This is a genomic window from Mariniflexile ostreae (assembly GCF_042427585.1).
GTDB classification, from domain to species: Bacteria; Bacteroidota; Bacteroidia; order Flavobacteriales; family Flavobacteriaceae; genus Pseudalgibacter; species Pseudalgibacter ostreae.
Genome location: NZ_JBHMFC010000008.1, coordinates 70,012 through 87,749, shown reverse-complemented (window position 1 = coordinate 87,749; position 17,738 = coordinate 70,012). Strand labels below are relative to the sequence as shown.

The window sequence follows — 17,738 nt, the reverse complement described above, 5'->3', positions numbered from 1 at the left end:
CGTAACGGGTAATTCTATTAAATTTAAACACCCCATGTAGTCTCCTTCTGAAAAAGAAAGTAAAAACATTTAAGGTCATGAAAAAGATAGCCGTACCCATAACAAGAAACAATCAAATAGAAATGCATTTTGGACATTGTAAATTTTATGAAATCTATACGTTTTCAAATTCTAATGTCATTTTAGATTTGCAATTATTAGAATCAGTGCAAGGGTGCGATGCGAAATCCAAGCTTTTCAATCGTTTGGCCACTAACGGGGTAACTTATATGTTATCAGGAGAAATTGGTAATAAAGCCCTTGGTAAACTAAAGCATGCTGGTATTCATGTTGTACGTGGATGTTCTGGCGATGCTGCGGACACTGTTTTAAGGTTTATTGAAAGTGAAATATCTGATAATGTGTAGGCTATGGATAAAAAAAAACTATTGGATAACTCGTTTTTGTATAGCTTATTTTTTTTAGAAACTTTAAAAGGGAGTTTTGCAAAGAATTTTTTATTAGAACATAAAATTTTAGAGTCATGACCATTAAAGATATACCTATTATACAAGGTGAAAGCGTTAAGCTCCCAACCAAATATGGCCATTTTGATATAATTCCATTTCAAGAAGAACAAAGTGGCATTGAACATATGGCATTAATTAAAGGAGACCTCTCATCTCAAACCAATACTCTAACTCGAATACATTCTGCTTGTGCTACTGGAGATTTGTTTGGTTCCTTAAAATGCGATTGCGGCGACCAGTTAATTCAAGCCATGTCTTTAATTGAGACAAAGGGACATGGACTAATCGTCTATTTGCAGCAAGAGGGCAGGGGGATCGGTCTTATGAATAAAATAAAAGCTTATAAATTACAAGAACAAGGGATGGATACCATAGAAGCCAATGTGCATCTGGGGTTTCTTCCAGATAATAGAGATTATCAAGTAGGGGCAAACATACTTAATGCCTTAGGTGTAAATAAAATTGAATTACTTACTAATAACCCTGATAAAATTTTAGGCTTAGAAAAAAACGGTATAAAGGTGGTTAAGCGTGTCTCCTTAATTATTGCTCCCAACCCGTTTAATAAACACTATTTAAGCACAAAGGAAACCCGTATGGGCCACCTTATTAACGATAAAGAAATTATAAAAACAGGCTTATGATAAGCGATACATTTAAATTAAGGCCTCGTTATGGCGAGGTCGACCAAATGGGCTATGTGTATCATGCCAATTATGTTACCTATTGTCATCAAGCTCGTAATGAGTTTTTACGGAAGTTGGGATTGGATGAAATCGAACTCGAGAAAATCCATATCCTTTTACCCGTAATTTCATTTGAGATCATCTACAAGAAGCCCGCTTTTTATGATGAGCTTATTATGATAACCACAACCGTTAAGGAGGTGCCAAAAGTACGCTTGAGTTTCGAATTTGAGATTAAAAACGAGCAAAATATACTTTTAACCAAAGCAAAATCTACGGTTGTTTTTGCAGATAGTAAATCGCGCTTACCAAAGACTTCTCCTGGTTTTATTGAAAATATTTTTAAAAACAAACTTAAATCTATCGCATGACATTAACGGTGCTCACTGAGAATTGTGCAGGATCTAAATGTCTTGCAGAACATGGTGTATCTTATTTAATTGAACATGAAGGGAAGACTGTTTTGTTCGATGCGGGACATACCGATGTTTTTATTAAAAATGCCAAAACGCTTGGTATAGATATTCGCAGTAAGGTCGATGCAATTGTTCTTAGCCATGGCCACTGGGACCATGGTGATGGCTTAAGGTATCTTAAAGATAAAACATTAATAACTCACCCAGGGAGCTTTATCAAGCGATTCGGAACGAAACACCATGCTAATCTGGGGTTAAAGCTTAGTAAGAATGAAATGGAACAAAAATTCGATTTGATCCTTAAAGATACCCCTTATTATATTTCTGACACTATGGTTTTTCTGGGGCAAATACCAAAATTAAATGATTTCGAGGCTCAAACTACTCCTTTTACAGATGCATTAGGCCAACCCGATTATGTAATTGATGATTCGGCATTAGTCATTATCGATAATAATGCCCTCATAGTGGTATCCGGATGCTCGCATTCAGGTATTTGTAATATTATGGAATATGCCATTAAAGTAACAGGGGTAACCCGTGTTAAGGCCGTGCTTGGTGGGTTTCATTTAAAGGAAAATAACGAACAAACGAAACGTACTATAGATTTTATAAGAAAGAAAAGCATCACAAAAGTGTATCCTTCACATTGTACTGCTTTCCCAGCTCTTGTTGCTTTTTATGAGGCTTTTCAAACCGAATCTTTAAAAACAGGAATAATCTTGAATTTTTAAAAAGTTATTTTATAAAACAATTCAGAAAGGATGCTGATGTGTAATGGTATTAAAACAAATGATTACGAAGTTATGTAAAAACCAAATTATAATAATGAAGAGTGTTTTTAACACTAAAAAATGGAACGGGACAACTGTTATATAAGCAAAACGAAATTTCATTTTTAGAAGTATCACGCTTTAAAAAGCATAAAAAAATAAACATAAACAGGGTGCTTATAAGATTATAGGGATAACTCTATTAAAAAACTTAAATTTGCCACGCATATAAATAATAATTTATGACAAATAATATACTTATTGAAAATCAATATAAGAGATCGGCTTTATTCGAGAAAGAAAATGTGAATGATCTGGTTAGGGTATTAAAAAGATTTAACACAGTGCCTAAGATGAATAATATTAATATTATAACATCTAAAAGCGAACCGAATCTTTTTAAAATTGTTCCTAATAAATCTATTGTTATAGGCACTTCAATTTTAGATAAACCTGTTTTAGCTTTAACTTATTTAAGATATGGTATAGAATGGCAACTTTGGTATAAGGCATTAGACAATGTAAAGGATGATACCGTTTTATGTGATATAGCAGCGCTCGAGGTGACTCGAATCTTTTACAAATTGCTATTGAAAGAGGATAAAGAAAAATTAGAAACACTTGAGGGGTTCTTTATGGATTTAATTAAAAATGAAGAAGCTTTAAATACAGAGTCTTTAATTAAATACGAAGGCTTGCAAGCATTTCATGGATTAAATACCGGCCATGCTGTTTTTAAGGAATCCTGGAGACCGATTATAGAAAATCTTGCAAAACCTACAGAAGATTTGCTCATGTCTGGTGGGGATCTTAGATTGAATATAGACGAAATTCATTTATTGAATAAGTATGGCTGTAGGCCCTTTCCAAGACCAGATGCTTTTACCTTTGCATCATCAACAGCAACAAGTGTATCCAATTTTGCGTTTGATAAGACAGATAAGGTTAGGAAAATATTAATTAAGGATAGTTTAAAAATCGGCTTTAAAGCGGCTACCATGGCTTTTTCTGAATTATTAAAAAATAATCTTAGAAATATATTTAAACTTAATGAGGAATGTCAAATCATTTTTTCTCCATCCGGTACCGATTCTTCACTGCAAATAGCAGCCATTACTCAAATTATTTCCGATAAGGATATTACACATGTTTTAGTAGCTTCTGATGAAACGGGTAGTGGTGTGCCGTCGGCTTTAAAAGGCTGTCATTTTGAAAATACCACAGCTCTTAATTTTCCGGTTACAAAGGGGGATAAAATTGATGGGTTTAGGGATGTCGATTTAATTAAGGTTCCTTTTAGAGATGAAAATGGAGATTTAAAGCCCTCTTCTCAATTAGATACAGAGGTTTTAACGGCCGTTTCGAAAGCAAATGCATTAAAAAGGCATATTGTCTTGCATGTTATGGATCAATCCAAACTGGGCTATCAATCTCCAAGTGAAAAAATGTTACAAAATTTGGAAGCGCTTGAGAATTTATCGATACAAATTATTGTAGATGCATCACAACTTAGATTGGATCCCATAGATATACAAAATTATTTAAATAAGGGGTATATAGTTACCATAACAGGAAGTAAATACTTTACTGGACCTCCGTATTCAGGAGCCTTAATTCTGCCTAAACAGGTTAGTAAGTTAATAGATTCTGTAAAAAGTACCTTGCCAGTAGGCTTAACAAACTATTATAATCATTCTGATTGGTCAACGTCGTGGTGCTGTTCCAACGAGTTGTCTGAAGGGTTTAACTACGGGTCTTATATGCGCTGGAATGCTGCCATAAGCGAAATGGATAGGTATTACAGAACACCTATACTTTACAGGAATATGGGGATGGAAATGTTTTGTAATTTTGTTGATGATTCTATAAAAGAAGCCTCTTTTTTAGAACCGCTTTATCGTGACGGAATCGAGGAGAATACTTATAATAATGGAGAATTTGGTATACGGAACATTCGAACTATTTTTCCTTTTTTCATACTGAAAAACAAGAAAGCCCTGTCTCTTGAGAATGTGAAAAAGCTTTATATATTATTAAACTCCGATATTTCCGATCAGTTTGAAGATTCGCCTTTAGAGATTATTAGGCTTGCTGCTCAAAAATGTCATATAGGTCAAGCTGTAAATGTAAAATATACCAATGATTTTCAAAGTGCTGTTTTAAGAATTAGTTTGGGAGCGCGGGTTATTTCTGAAAGCTGGGTGAATAGGGATGTTAGCATCTTTTTTAGAAATATAGAAGTGCAAATGAACCAAATTACGGTTATTATAAAAAAAATAGAGTTAATTCTTAGTCATCCTGAATTGTTGCGTTAATATGCAAGAGGCGGCCAGTTTAAAATATTTTATATTAGTTTGATATAACTAGTAGGCTCCTTTTTTTTGTATGAGGAAAAGCGAATCATCTTGATGTTGGATATCGGCAACACAAATTCTCACTAGAACTAGTGGGAGTTTGTGGCTTTAATCCACTTTAGATGCAATTAACATCCTTTTACGATCATCTGCATCTGTCGTGAAAAAAAGATAGGTGGTTCCACCGTCTTTAATATTGAATTTTTTCCGAATTTGTTCTACCGTTTCAGGAAAGTTTCGGGTGGCAATATTAGCCTTAACTATAGCGTGCTTTTTAATCTCTTTCTTATTGTAGGGTATGTTGTGAATCACTTTAAATCGTCGTCCTGGAAAGTCTAAAAGCGTTGCACTGGTGTACAAATGCGAATGTTTATGTAGTTTGAAAACCTGAATTTGGTTGGTGATAGATTGAAATCCACCTGCTTTTAAAATAGCACTATTTGGTTCGTAAAGATAGGCAAGCGGGGTATGGTATTTGGGGGCTGAATTGTTTTCATTATCATATAAAAAACCAAATTGTTCTACATCGTTTTTTTTGATGTTTACAGATTCAATAGAAATAGTGCCGTTAAAGCCTAGTTCTAATACCCACAGTAATTCTTTCACTTCATTATTAACAGCAACCACATGAATGGTTTTAACGTGGCTCAGCTCGTTAATACCAACCGATAGGTCCAATAACGGCGACGTCTTTATCAAAATGTTTTTAGAATGTTTAAAAAGAAGTTCTAAATGCTCGGGGATATTGGGCAAACAATCGTTTAAAAAAAACACTTTTCCTTTACTGTCGTGTCTTCTCGAGGGGTCGAGATAGATCCAGTGGTATGTTTTAGAAGCTTTTTTTAAAAATGCAAGGCCATCGCCTTGTATGGTTTTTATATTTTGAACGTCTAATTGCGCATAGTTATGGGTAACGATTTCAGATAATTTTTCATCGATTTCGCAATGCTCTACGGTTTTAAATTGTTTTGAAAAATACAAACCATCCACACCAAAGCCCCCTGTTAAATCTATAATGTTATCACCATTAATCAATCCGGCTTTATATTGGGCTGTTATTTCAGAAGAGGTTTGCTCTATATTTAACTTATGGGGGTAGTAGATGTTTGGAGTATTAAACCACGTGGGCAACTTGTTTTTACAACGTTTTTTGGCTTCAATCTGTTCACATATGGTTTTCGTGTCTACATTATCGAAGGCAGTTCCCTTTAATAATAGTGTGTTGATTTCTGAATTTAGATGCTTATTAATAAACGTTTGGACTTCCGTATTTAAAATAGATTTGTTCAAGGTGTTTTATACATTTTTAGTAAATCTTTTCACGATTTGATTATCAGATAAAAACTCTTTTAAGATAACTTTTATGGCTGTGTATGCTGGTATTGCTATTATTAAGCCAATAACACCAAATAAAACACCTGCAATTAAAATTACTAAAAATATTTCTAAAGGGTGGGATTTTACACTTTTTGAAAAAATAATGGGCTGGCTCCCAAAATTATCGATTAATTGTCCAGAAATAAATACAACAAATACCCAAAGGGTTTTGGGTAAAATAATACCACTAAACGATTCTCCAAGATTGCTGGTCATGGTTAGTATAATCATTATAAAACCCCCAATTAAAGGGCCTAAATAGGGGATAAGGTTTAATAAAGCACATAAAAAAGCAATAACAATGGCATTTTCAATACCAAGTATCAACAGCCAAAGTGTGTACCAGATAAAGAGAATTAGAATTTGAACAATAAGTCCTACGAAATACCTAGAGAGTAGATTTTTTATTTTTGTTGAAGAGTTCCTTACATGCGATTCTTTGGTTTTTGGTATAAAGATTAAAATACCATTTTCAAATAAGCGGCTATCTTTTAAAAAGAAAAACGAAATAAATAACACTGAAAACAAGGCAATACTAAAACTTCCCAAACCACTTATAACAGCATTTAAGAAATTGGGAATGAGTGCATAATCTATTTTTGATAATAAATTGGAATCTTTTATGGATTGCTCTAAATCTATTTGATGGATATTGAAATAATTAATAATTTCTACATACAAATTCTGTACATTTCGCTCTAATTCGTTAATATTTAAAAGGGATAGGTTTTGGCCTTGTTTTATTACAAGAGGGATAAACAACCCTACTAATCCAACAAAAACACCTAGCAACATGAGTATGGTTATAACCACAGCTAGGGTATTGTTAAATTTTAACCGTTGTTTTAAAAACATAACAACGGGTCGGCCAATTAAAGAAATAACAACTGCAATGGCTATGTAGCCAATAACAGATTGGATTTTATAAATAAAAAACAAGAGTACTGCAATACCCAGAACAATGGCTATAGCATTTAAAATGCCGTTGGTGATGATTTTTGATTTCAAGGGGTAGCGGGTTTATTAAGTAAATCTAATCATTTCGAATGAAAAAGAGAAATCACATTTTTTATTTGACCTGTTATTTTCAATCTGGTTGGTGTTTAAAACAGCTGCTTCGTCATTTCATAAAGGGTTATATTAGTAGCTTGAGCTACATTCATACTGCTGTTCTTTCCAAACATTTCAATATGGATGATGTTATCAGACAGTTTTAAAATGGATTCTGAAACTCCAAAATTCTCATCACCAACAATTAGTGCTATGGGGTTTTCTTTTGAAAACGTGAAGGTATTTAAAGGGATGCTGGTATGGGTTATTTCAAGCGATATAATATGGTAGCCTTCCTTTTTTAAACGTTCTACAACTGGTAAAGTTTGTTCTGAAACATGGTGTGCTACTACTTTTTCTGTAGCTCTAGATGTTTTTGCTATTTTTCGTCCTAAGGGAACATGTAAGCCACAAAAAATTATTTTTTCAACTCCAAAGGCATCAGAAAGCCGGAATAGACTTCCAATATTAGAAGCATTGCTAACGTTGTCACACACCAAGATTATGGGGAAGTTACGTTTTATAAATTTGGTATTATAATGGGTAAGCTGCAAAGGATTTAGGATTTAAAATAATTTTAGTTTTCAAAAACATATTTAACAATATTTGCGCCCATTTTTAATGCTTTTTCTCGAATTTCTGCGGGATCATTATGTACTTCAGGGTCTTCCCATCCATTTCCTAAATCGCTTTCATAGGTAAAGAGCAGCACCAACCTGTTTTCATGAAAAATGCCGAAGGCTTGTGGGCGTTTGCCATCATGTTCATGGATTTTGGGTAATCCCGCTGGAAACTTGTAAACACTATTAAAGATAGCATGATTGGCTGGTAGCTCTACCAGCTCTTTATCAGGGAATACTTTTTTTAGTTCTTTTGCTAAAAAAGGTTCCATACCATAATTGTCATCAATATGAAGAAAACCACCAGAGGTTAAATAATTCCGCAGATTTTCAGCATCATCATCGTTAAAGAATACATTGCCGTGCCCTGTCATATGCACCAAAGGAAATTGAAAAATATCAGGACTTCCCGTTTCTACTTCTTGGGGTTTTATGCGTAGCTTAGTATTAATGTTTTTATTGCAAAAGGCTATAAGATTTGGTAAACTTGTTGGGTTACTATACCAGTCGCCACCACCTTTATATTTTAAAACAGCCAGTTCTTGAGCAAACGACAGAAAATAAAAGAGAAAAAATAAAATAAATAGATTTAGTTTCATTTTATAATTCATTAACAAAGGCTACAGAGTGGCAAGCCACAATAGCGGCTGTTTCGGTACGTAATCGGGTTTCGCCCAAAGTTACGGGAATAAAATTATTGTTTAGGGCTTGTTCAATTTCACTAAGAGAAAAATCACCTTCGGGACCAATTAAAATAGTAATATCTGTTTTAGGTTTTATTAAACGTTTTAACGACTTTCTATCCGTTTCTTCACAATGTGCTATAAATATAGCACCCTTAAAGTCTTGACTTATAAATGATTTAAAAGGAATAGCTTCATTTAGCTGTGGTAAATAACTGCTTAAGCTTTGTTTCATAGCAGCTTGAAGGATACGCTCAAAACGTTCTGTTTTTATAATTTTGCGTTCACTATGCTCGCAAATAATGGGGGTGATGGTATCTATGCCAATTTCGGTGGCTTTCTCTAAAAACCATTCAAAGCGGTCGTTCATTTTTGTTGGAGCGACCGCTAAATGTAGATGATAATCCCGTTGCGTTTGATGTGTTTTTGAAACTATTGACGCTACACAGTTTTTAATGTCTGCCATAATAATCTCTGCGAGAAAAAGCCAGCCCTTGCCATTTGTAATTTGCAGGGTATCTCCAGTGCTTTTTCGCAAAACTTTTATAATGTGTTTGCTTTCTTCTCTATTAAAAGAAAATTGCGTGGTAGTGTCGTGGATATCGGGATTATAAAAAAGTTGCATCAATATAAGGGTTCTACTATTTTTAATACTTTTATTTCAGAGATACTGGTAGGTTCAAAGGTTTTTAACACGACATAATGCATGTTGTTTGTGGGTAAATCTATCGTGAAAATTGCCCCTAAATCATGGGCGGAATTACTAATGCTGTTTTTAAATTCAGAAGCATCTTCATCAATCGTAAACCAACCAGAATCGCCCCCTCTGTTTGCATTTTCATCTATGGAATATTGTTTTGCCAAGAAATCAAAAGACGCACCATCATTATATTTTTTAATAATGTTGGATTGTATCGCTTCCATATCGTCTATATCCATATTTTCTCCATTTAGGGTAATATAACTAACACGGTAATACAGGGTTTTGGTTTTCTCGACCACTTTGTATAGCGTTTTTTGAAATTCGTTTTGTGTGGTGGTTATACCGCCTTTAGAGAGTTTAAAAAGCGTTTTGGCTAAAGTTGTTTTATGTTTCTCTTCGTTAAAAGTAATTAATTTATTCTTTTTAGAATTTTTTGTTTTAAGAAAACTTTCAATTTCTTCTGGGGTTTCAATCATTTTAAGCTCATTTTCAGTAGCGGTTTGTGCTGTAATGGCAACACATAGGCTAAGAAAAGAAATAGTAAGTAGGTTTTTTAACATGTAAGTAGGTTTTTAAATTCGGATTCAAATTTAAAAGGATTATAGAGACATTCAAGTGTCTAAACAATAAGTTTTGAAGAACAGATTGTTTATAACTTAAACGACGATGTGTTTTTATATGGAAATTAAATTTTCAAACGGGAACTTGCCGCAACATTTTGTTCTGCAAAATCACCTTCTAAATATTTTAAATAGCCTACAATGGCTATCATGGCAGCATTATCTGTAGTGAATTCAAACTTGGGTACGTAGGTGGTCCATCCAAATTTTTTCTCTCCTTCTTTTAAGGCCTGGCGTATACCAGAATTTGCAGAAACTCCGCCACCAATGGCAATATGTGTAATGCCTGTTTCTTTTGTGGCCAATTTTAATTTATCGATTAAAATTCCGATAATGGTATATTGTATAGAAGCGCAAATATCGTTTAGATTTTCTTCTATAAAATTAGGATTTGCCTTCGTTTCTTTTTGTATAAAATAAAGAATAGCCGTCTTTAATCCTGAAAAACTAAAATTTAAGCCATCCACTTTGGGTTTTGTAAATTTAAAGGCCTTTGGGTTTCCTAAGGCAGCCCGTTTGTCTATTTCAGGCCCTGCTGGATATCCTAGGCCTAAAACCTTACCACTTTTGTCAAAGGCCTCTCCTACAGCATCATCTATCGTTTCCCCAATTACAGACATATCAAAATAGTGCTTTACGTTAACGATTTGGGTATGGCCGCCAGAAATCGTCATGGCTAAAAAAGGAAATGGTGGTTTATTAAAGCCCACTTCATCTATAAAATGTGCTAAAATATGAGCTTGCATGTGATTGACGTCTATAAGCGGGATATTAAGACCAAATGCTAAAGACTTTGCAAAAGAAGTTCCTACCAACAGAGACCCCATTAACCCAGGGCCTTTTGTAAAAGCGATGGCGCTTAATTGTTCTTTTGTTATATGGGCTTTTTTTAACGCCTGGTGCACTACAGGAACAATGTTTTGCTGGTGGGCGCGTGATGCCAATTCTGGAACCACACCGCCGTATGCTTCATGGATTTTTTGTGTCGCAACCACGTTGCTTAAAATGGTTCCGTTTTGTATAACAGATGCCGCAGTATCATCGCAAGACGATTCAATTCCGAGAATGTAGATATTTTGTGAAGACATTAATAAATATTAGACACAATAATTGTTAATTTTGAAACTGAATAAACGTCTGGGGTGTTAACATTATTCGTAAATACAAAATTACTCATTTATTTTTTTAGAAAACACGAAAATACCGAAGCTTGTATTTATTTTTAATATTAATGTGACAGAAATCAATTTTATTCTCAATTAAATTATAATTTTAACAGTTATCAAGAAGTTTCTAAAAATAGTATCAAAAATATTGGGCATTTTGCTGATGCTATTCATCATTTTGGTGTTGGTGCTTTCTATTCCTTTTGTACAGACCGGTCTTGGAAAATATGCAACGAAACGATTAAACGATACGTTTAAAACGCATATCAATATAGAAAAAGTAAGCTTGCAACTTAATGGCGATGTAGAGCTTAAACACATCTATATCGAAGATTATAAAAAGGATACGCTTATAGGGATTTCAGAATTAAACACTTCTATCTTAAATTTTAGAAACCTTTATAAGGGCAAATTGGTTTTTGGGGATATTGATATTGTAGATTTGGTTTTCAATATAAAAACGTACAAAAATGAAACCGAAACTAATCTTGATGTTTTTGTACATAGGTTTGAGAACGATAACCCCAAAAAAGTAGAAAGTGATTTTCTATTATCATCTAGTGATGTATCCATTTATAATGGTGTTTTTAGATTGATAAATGAAAATAGTGAAGACACTAATTCTTTGGAATTTAATAATTTAAATATAAATGCAACTAACTTTTTAATTAATGGAGCAGAGGTAAGTACACGAATAAATACCTTAGCCTTTAAAGATAGTAGGGGGTTGGCCATGAAAAATTTAATGACCGATTTTGCATATACCTTAACGGATATGACTTTCTCTAACCTAGATATAAGAACACCACATTCCACTTTAAAAGGCGATTTAAAGTTTATATATAATAGAGAGGATTTACAATACTTTACAGATAAAGTGCTAATTGAAGCCCGTTTTCAGGAGTCTTCTGTTTTATTGGACGAACTAAACACTTTTTACAACGAATTTGGCGCAGACCAATATGCGAATTTCAGCACTGATGTTTCTGGCACATTAAATGATTTGAAGCTACATGGATTGAGGTTAAGAACCAGCTCCAATACGAAAATATATGGGGATTTAAGTTTTGAAAACCTATTCAATAAGGAGGAAAATACTTTTTATATGAATGGACGTTTTTCAAACCTATCCTCCACTTATAGAGATTTAAAAGCGCTGCTTCCAAATGTTTTAGGAGCTTCTATCCCTACAGCTTTTAGTAAATTAGGACAATTTACCATTGTTGGAAATTCTCAAATAACAGCCTCAAATGTTATAGCAGATTTAAAAATCAATACAGAATTGGGCTTGATAAACTCCAATTTAAAAATTAATAAAATCAATGATATTGATAATGCCGATTATAAAGGGAAAATAATATTAAAGCAGTTTGATATTGGAACGTTTCTAGAAAACCCCAAAGTGGGCAAAACGTCTTTAAATCTGGATATTAACGGCTCTGGCTTTTTAACCGAAAATATAAATGCACAAGTTAAAGGCGATATTTTTAATATTGGCTTTAACCGTTACCAATATCAAAATATAAAAGTAGCAGGAAATGTTATGAATAAAATATTTGACGGTAACCTTCAAGCTAACGATACAAATTTAAGATTGGATTTTAACGGACTTGTAGATTATTCCGAAAAAATAAATAAATATGATTTTACTGCCCATGTAGATTATGCAAATTTAAATGCACTAAATTTTATAAAAAAGGATAGCATTTCTGTATTGACCAGTAATGTGACCATGAACATGAATGCCAGCAATCTGGATGATGCCCTTGGAAATATAACCTTTAAAAAGACCTCGTATAAAAATCAAAATGATACCTATTACTTTAAGGAGTTTCAAGTAACTTCGAGGTTTGAAGATGAAAAGCGTTTTATTGAAATCAATTCTCCAGAAATTGTGGAAGGTAACTTAAGCGGTAAGTTCGTGGTGAAGGATTTTAAAAAATTATTTGAAAACTCTTTAGGTCATATTTACACCAACTATATTCCGAATAAAGTTAAAGATAACCAGAACATAGATTTTAATTTTAAAATTTATAATAAAATAATTGAGGTGTTTTATCCAGATATAGAGCTGGGTACTAATACATTTATTAGAGGACGCGTAGAGAGCAATGCCAAGGCATTTAGGCTTACGTTTAAATCGCCGCAGATAAAATTATTGGATAATTTTGTTAAAAATATCGAGCTTCAAGTTGTCAATGATAACCCGCTTTTTAATACGTATGTGGAAATTGACAGTATTAACACAAAATATTACAATGTTTCCAAGTTTAATTTAATTAATGTTACATTAAATGATACGCTATTTATGCGTTCGGAATTTAGTGGCGGAAAACAGAACAGAGATAAATATAATCTAAGTCTTTATCATACTATTAATAAGGACAATCAATCTGTTGTTGGGTTTAAAAAATCTGATGTAACCTTTAAAAATAGCACTTGGTTTATCAATGAGAAATTGAATAATGCAAATAAAATAACATTTAATAAAAACTTAACCGATTTTAAAGTTGATGCCTTACAAATAAACCATATAGATGAAGAGATAAAGCTTTCGGGTACCGTAAGGGATTCTACCTATAAAGATATTAAACTGGATTTTGTAAATGTTAATTTAGAAAAAATAATACCTGAAATAGACGATTTGACTTTACAGGGCAACGTAAATGGCAAATTGGATATTCTTCAAGAAAATGGTATATATCTCCCTAATTCAAATGTTGTTATAGACGATTTTAAAGTCAATGGTTTTGCTCTAGGGGCTTTCGATGCTACAATAAAAGGCAACCAAACGCTTACCAATTATTATGTAAACGCCTCGATAAAAGATGACACATCAAAATCCTTTCATGCTGTAGGTAATATTAATGTTTTGGGAGACCAATCTAATATCGATGTAGAGGTAGCGTTCGATACCTTTAATTTACAACCTTTAAATCCCTTTTTAGAAGGGGTTTTAAGAGATATAAGAGGGCAGGTAACAGGTAGGGCAAAGGTTGTAGGGAGTCTTAAAAAACCAGATATAAATGGAAACTTATCCTTGTTAAATGGTGGTTTAGCGATCCCCTATTTAAATGTGGATTACGATTTTAATAAAAAAACATTTGTAACCTTAAAAAACCAAGATTTTATTTTTAGAAATATTGAGATTACAGATAAAAAATTTAATTCTAAAGGGAAACTGAATGGCACATTGGGGCATACCAACTTCTCTAAATGGCGTTTAGACCTAGATATTAACACGCCGCGCCTTTTGGTTCTCGATACTGAAGAAACTGAAGAATCTTTGTACTATGGTACAGGTTTTATTGGTGGCTTGGCAAGTATTAAAGGCCCTACAGAACAACTGGTGATAAGTGTTGTTGGAGAAACGAAAAAAGGGACGGTTTTTAAAATACCGCTTAATGACACCGAGTCTTTTGGCGATAATTCTTTTATCAGGTTCTTAACGGCAGAAGAAAAACAAGCAAGAGAAGCAGGAAGCGAACTTGTTATTAAGGATATTAAAGGCCTAGAGCTGGATTTTGATTTAGATGTTACAGAAGATGCACTATTGGAGATAATTATAGATAAAAATACAGGGCATTCTTTAAAAGGACGTGGTAGTGGCGGTATATTAGTGGAAATCAATACTAATGGTAAATTTAATATTTATGGGGATTTCTCGGTATTCGAGGGGGTTTATAATTTTGCCTATGGTGGTATTGTACAGAAACAATTTAAAGTGCAGCCAGGGGGCACTTTAGCATGGGAGGGAGACCCTTTAAAGGCCCAAATCAATATGCTTGCTATTTATAAAACCCAAGCCAATCCTTCAGCATTATTAGATAGCCCTATAAACAGAAGTATTCCTGTTGAACTAAACATTACGTTAAGAGGAGATTTAGAACAACCTGACCCGTATTTCGATTTTGAGTTTCCAAATGTGAATTCTACTATAAAGTCTGAACTTCAGTATAGGTTAGAGTCACGGGATGATAGACAGAACCAAGCGCTTTATCTATTATCTACAGGAGGTTTTTCTAAAGGCTTGAGTGAGCTTAATTTTTCGGGTACCATTGCCGAGCGCCTTAATGGTATTATTAACGGTATTTTTACCAATAAAAACAGTAAACTCAATATAGGTGTAAACTATGAAGTGGGTGAAAATAGACCAGATTATAAAACCGATGACAGGTTTGCTTTAACCTTACAGACACAAATAAGCGATAGAGTATTGATAAATGGTAAGGTAGGAGTACCCGTTGGGGGTGCCGATGCCAATGAGACCGTAGTGGCCGGAAACGTTGAAATTGACTTTCTTTTAAATGACGAAGGGACGTTAACAGCCAAAATATTCAATAGAGAAAATAGCATTCGTAATTTTGGAGAAGAAATAGGTTATACTCAAGGTGTTGGACTTTCCTATAATTTAGACTTTGATACTTTTAAGGAATTGCTCCAAAATTTATTTTCGAAAGCCAAAGCTTCTGAAAGTGTTTTAGGAGAAGAAAAAGAGTTCTCCAGTGATGATTCAATTCCTGAATTTATGAGTTTTAAAGCATCTCCCAGTACTAAAAAATAATAATCTTAACTATTATTAGAGTTAATTGACTAGTTATAAGTTTTTATTTATCAACTAAATCGTTATAGTTTTGAAACTCTCGTAAAAATGATGTAAATGCTAGGGATATATAGTTTAAGTTTATTAATTTTACTAATTAATTGTAATATTAAATGCCGAAAGAAATAAAAAAAATCGGAGTTTTCACTTCAGGAGGAGATTCTCCAGGTATGAATGCCGCGATACGATCTGTAGTAAGAACTTGTGCATATCATAATAAAGAATGTATAGGTATATATCAAGGATTTGAAGGTTTGATGACGGGCGAGTTCGAAGTTATGGATGCCCGAAGTGTAAAAGGAATCATCAATAAAGGCGGGACGATGTTAAAGTCTGCGCGTTCACAAGAGTTTAGGTCTCATGAGGGCAGAAAGAAAGCCTACGAAAATTTAAAAAAGGCGGGTATAGATGCGTTAGTTGCCATTGGTGGTGACGGCACTTTTACGGGAACCATGGTGTTTAGTAAAGAGTTCGGATTCCCAGTAATAGGAATTCCAGGAACTATTGATAATGATATTTTTGGAACATCACATACCTTAGGGTTTGATACAGCTCAAAATACCGTTGTAGAAGCGATTGATAAAATACGTGATACAGCTAGTTCTCATAACCGTTTGTTTTTTATAGAGGTTATGGGGCGCGATGTGGGGCATATTGCTTTAAACGTTGGAATTGCAGGGGGTGCAGAAGAAATCTTGATTCCAGAAGAAGACTTAGGTTTGGATAGACTAGTAGAGTCTTTAAACCGCAGTAGAAAATCTGGAAAATCTTCTAGTATCGTAGTTGTTGCTGAAGGAGATAAAATTGGTAAAAATATATTTGAACTTAAGGACTACGTAGACCAAAATATGGAAGGATACGACGTTCGCGTTTCTGTGCTCGGGCATATGCAACGGGGTGGGCCTCCATCTTGTTTTGATCGTGTACTGGCCAGTAGAATGGGCGTAAAAGCCGTGGAATCCTTATTAGAAGGTAAATCCAATTTTATGGTTGGCTTATTGAACAATAAAATGGAACTTACACCTTTGGAAAAAGCCATAAAAGGAAAAACAACAATAAATTTAGAATTATTGCGTGTCTCAGACATTATGAGCACTTAACATTTATAAATAAGATTATGTCAAAAGTAAAAATTGGAATTAACGGATTTGGTAGAATTGGTAGGATAGCTTTTAGAGTTGCTGCACAAAGACCAAATGTTGAAGTAGTAGGAATCAACGATTTGTTAGATGTAGAACATTTAGCATATTTATTGAAATATGATTCGGTACACGGAAGATTTGATGGAACTGTTGAAGTTAAAAACGGAAACTTAGTAGTAAACGGTAAAGAAATAAGAATAACCGCAGAGCGTAATCCAGAAGATTTAAAATGGGATGCTGTTGGGGCAGAAGTGATTTTAGATTGTACAGGGATTTTTACCTCTTTAGAAGGCGCTCAAAAGCATATTACTGCTGGTGCTAAAAAAGTGGCTATCTCTGCACCGTCTGCAGATGCACCAATGTTTGTAATGGGAGTAAACCATACTAAAATTACTGCAGAAGATACCATCGTATCAAACGCATCTTGTACTACTAACTGTTTGGCGCCATTAGCTAAAGTAATAAACGATAACTTCGGTATTATTGAAGGTTTAATGACTACCGTTCACGCTACAACTGCAACACAATTAACTGTGGATGGACCTTCTAAAAAAGACTGGAGAGGTGGTAGAAGTGCTTTAGCAAATATTATTCCTTCCTCTACAGGTGCTGCAAAAGCAGTAGGGAAAGTAATTCCAGAATTAAACGGTAAATTAACAGGTATGGCTTTTAGAGTTCCAACTCAAGATGTATCTGTAGTGGATTTAACTGTTAGAACAGAAAAATCAGCAACGTGGGCAGAAGTAAAAGCTGCTTTGAAAAATGCTTCTGAAAACGAACTAAAAGGTGTTATGGGCTATACAGAAGAAGCTGTTGTGTCTCAAGATTTTGTATCAGAACCTATGACTAGTATTTTCGATGCTGAAGCAAGTATTGCTTTAAACGATAACTTTTTTAAATTAGTATCATGGTACGATAACGAGTACGGATATTCAACAAAATTAGTTGATTTAGCAACACATATTAGTTCATTATAATTAAGGACCATAATCTATGGCATTACGGTAATATAATTGTAATGCCATAGATTTTTATT

15 protein-coding genes are annotated in these 17,738 nt (G+C 33.8%); 8 read left to right on the top strand and 7 right to left on the bottom strand.

The genetic code is table 11. The annotated features are described in order from the left end of the window. Window positions 1-77 precede the first annotated feature (77 nt). The 5 genes from ACFFU9_RS02485 to ACFFU9_RS02465 all read left to right on the top strand — a co-directional run bounded on the left by ACFFU9_RS02485 (window position 78) and on the right by ACFFU9_RS02465 (window position 4,699). Window positions 78-407 (top strand): NifB/NifX family molybdenum-iron cluster-binding protein, encoded by a 330-nt coding sequence (locus tag ACFFU9_RS02485; RefSeq protein ID WP_379859788.1) that lies wholly within the window; start codon window positions 78-80, stop codon window positions 405-407. A 116-nt stretch (window positions 408-523) separates the two neighbouring features. Continuing rightward, complete coding sequence (gene ribA / locus ACFFU9_RS02480; protein ID WP_379859787.1) at window positions 524-1,153, top strand: GTP cyclohydrolase II; 630 nt, start codon at window positions 524-526, stop codon at window positions 1,151-1,153. Continuing rightward, on the top strand, window positions 1,150-1,566 hold the full coding sequence (locus tag ACFFU9_RS02475; RefSeq protein ID WP_379859786.1) for an acyl-CoA thioesterase: 417 nt from the start codon (window positions 1,150-1,152) through the stop codon (window positions 1,564-1,566). The genes ribA and ACFFU9_RS02475 overlap by 4 nt, the downstream gene beginning before the upstream one ends. After that, entirely contained in the window at window positions 1,563-2,345 is a 783-nt protein-coding gene (locus tag ACFFU9_RS02470; protein WP_379859785.1) for an MBL fold metallo-hydrolase, read from the top strand. The genes ACFFU9_RS02475 and ACFFU9_RS02470 overlap by 4 nt, the downstream gene beginning before the upstream one ends. 281 nt (window positions 2,346-2,626) lie before the next feature. Then, on the top strand, window positions 2,627-4,699 hold the full coding sequence (locus tag ACFFU9_RS02465) for a hypothetical protein (RefSeq protein WP_379859784.1): 2,073 nt from the start codon (window positions 2,627-2,629) through the stop codon (window positions 4,697-4,699). 147 nt (window positions 4,700-4,846) lie between these two features. Here the strand turns inward: ACFFU9_RS02465 and ACFFU9_RS02460 are convergent, their stop codons facing one another. From ACFFU9_RS02460 to tsaD, 7 genes are all read right to left on the bottom strand, one after another. Further along, entirely contained in the window at window positions 4,847-6,028 is a 1,182-nt protein-coding gene (locus ACFFU9_RS02460) for a class I SAM-dependent methyltransferase (protein ID WP_379859783.1), read from the bottom strand. 6 nt (window positions 6,029-6,034) lie between these two features. After that, window positions 6,035-7,123: an AI-2E family transporter gene (locus ACFFU9_RS02455; RefSeq protein WP_379859782.1), complete on the bottom strand. Its 1,089-nt coding sequence runs from the start codon at window positions 7,121-7,123 to the stop codon at window positions 6,035-6,037. Window positions 7,124-7,218: 95 nt separating this feature from the next. Continuing rightward, the gene (locus ACFFU9_RS02450; protein WP_379859781.1) at window positions 7,219-7,719 is read right to left on the bottom strand and encodes a TrmH family RNA methyltransferase; all 501 of its coding nucleotides are present in this window, start codon (window positions 7,717-7,719) and stop codon (window positions 7,219-7,221) included. Window positions 7,720-7,742: 23 nt separating this feature from the next. Continuing rightward, a complete protein-coding gene (locus ACFFU9_RS02445) occupies window positions 7,743-8,384 on the bottom strand; it encodes a DUF4159 domain-containing protein (protein ID WP_379859780.1) in 642 nt (213 codons plus the stop codon). Window position 8,385: 1 nt separating this feature from the next. Then, on the bottom strand, window positions 8,386-9,093 hold the full coding sequence (locus ACFFU9_RS02440) for a 16S rRNA (uracil(1498)-N(3))-methyltransferase (RefSeq protein WP_379859779.1): 708 nt from the start codon (window positions 9,091-9,093) through the stop codon (window positions 8,386-8,388). Further along, window positions 9,093-9,731 (bottom strand): peptidylprolyl isomerase, encoded by a 639-nt coding sequence (locus ACFFU9_RS02435; protein WP_379859778.1) that lies wholly within the window; start codon window positions 9,729-9,731, stop codon window positions 9,093-9,095. The genes ACFFU9_RS02440 and ACFFU9_RS02435 overlap by 1 nt, the downstream gene beginning before the upstream one ends. 125 nt (window positions 9,732-9,856) lie before the next feature. Then, the gene (tsaD, locus tag ACFFU9_RS02430) at window positions 9,857-10,879 is read right to left on the bottom strand and encodes a tRNA (adenosine(37)-N6)-threonylcarbamoyltransferase complex transferase subunit TsaD (protein ID WP_379859777.1); all 1,023 of its coding nucleotides are present in this window, start codon (window positions 10,877-10,879) and stop codon (window positions 9,857-9,859) included. A 241-nt stretch (window positions 10,880-11,120) separates the two neighbouring features. Here tsaD and ACFFU9_RS02425 point away from each other — a divergent pair, with 241 nt between their 5' ends. The 3 genes from ACFFU9_RS02425 to gap all read left to right on the top strand — a co-directional run bounded on the left by ACFFU9_RS02425 (window position 11,121) and on the right by gap (window position 17,679). Further along, entirely contained in the window at window positions 11,121-15,521 is a 4,401-nt protein-coding gene (locus ACFFU9_RS02425; RefSeq protein ID WP_379859776.1) for a translocation/assembly module TamB domain-containing protein, read from the top strand. A 152-nt stretch (window positions 15,522-15,673) separates the two neighbouring features. Further along, window positions 15,674-16,660, top strand: a complete 987-nt coding sequence (pfkA, locus tag ACFFU9_RS02420; protein ID WP_379859775.1) for a 6-phosphofructokinase — start codon at window positions 15,674-15,676, stop codon at window positions 16,658-16,660. A 17-nt stretch (window positions 16,661-16,677) separates the two neighbouring features. Then, entirely contained in the window at window positions 16,678-17,679 is a 1,002-nt protein-coding gene (gap, locus tag ACFFU9_RS02415; RefSeq protein WP_379859774.1) for a type I glyceraldehyde-3-phosphate dehydrogenase, read from the top strand. Window positions 17,680-17,738 lie beyond the last annotated feature (59 nt).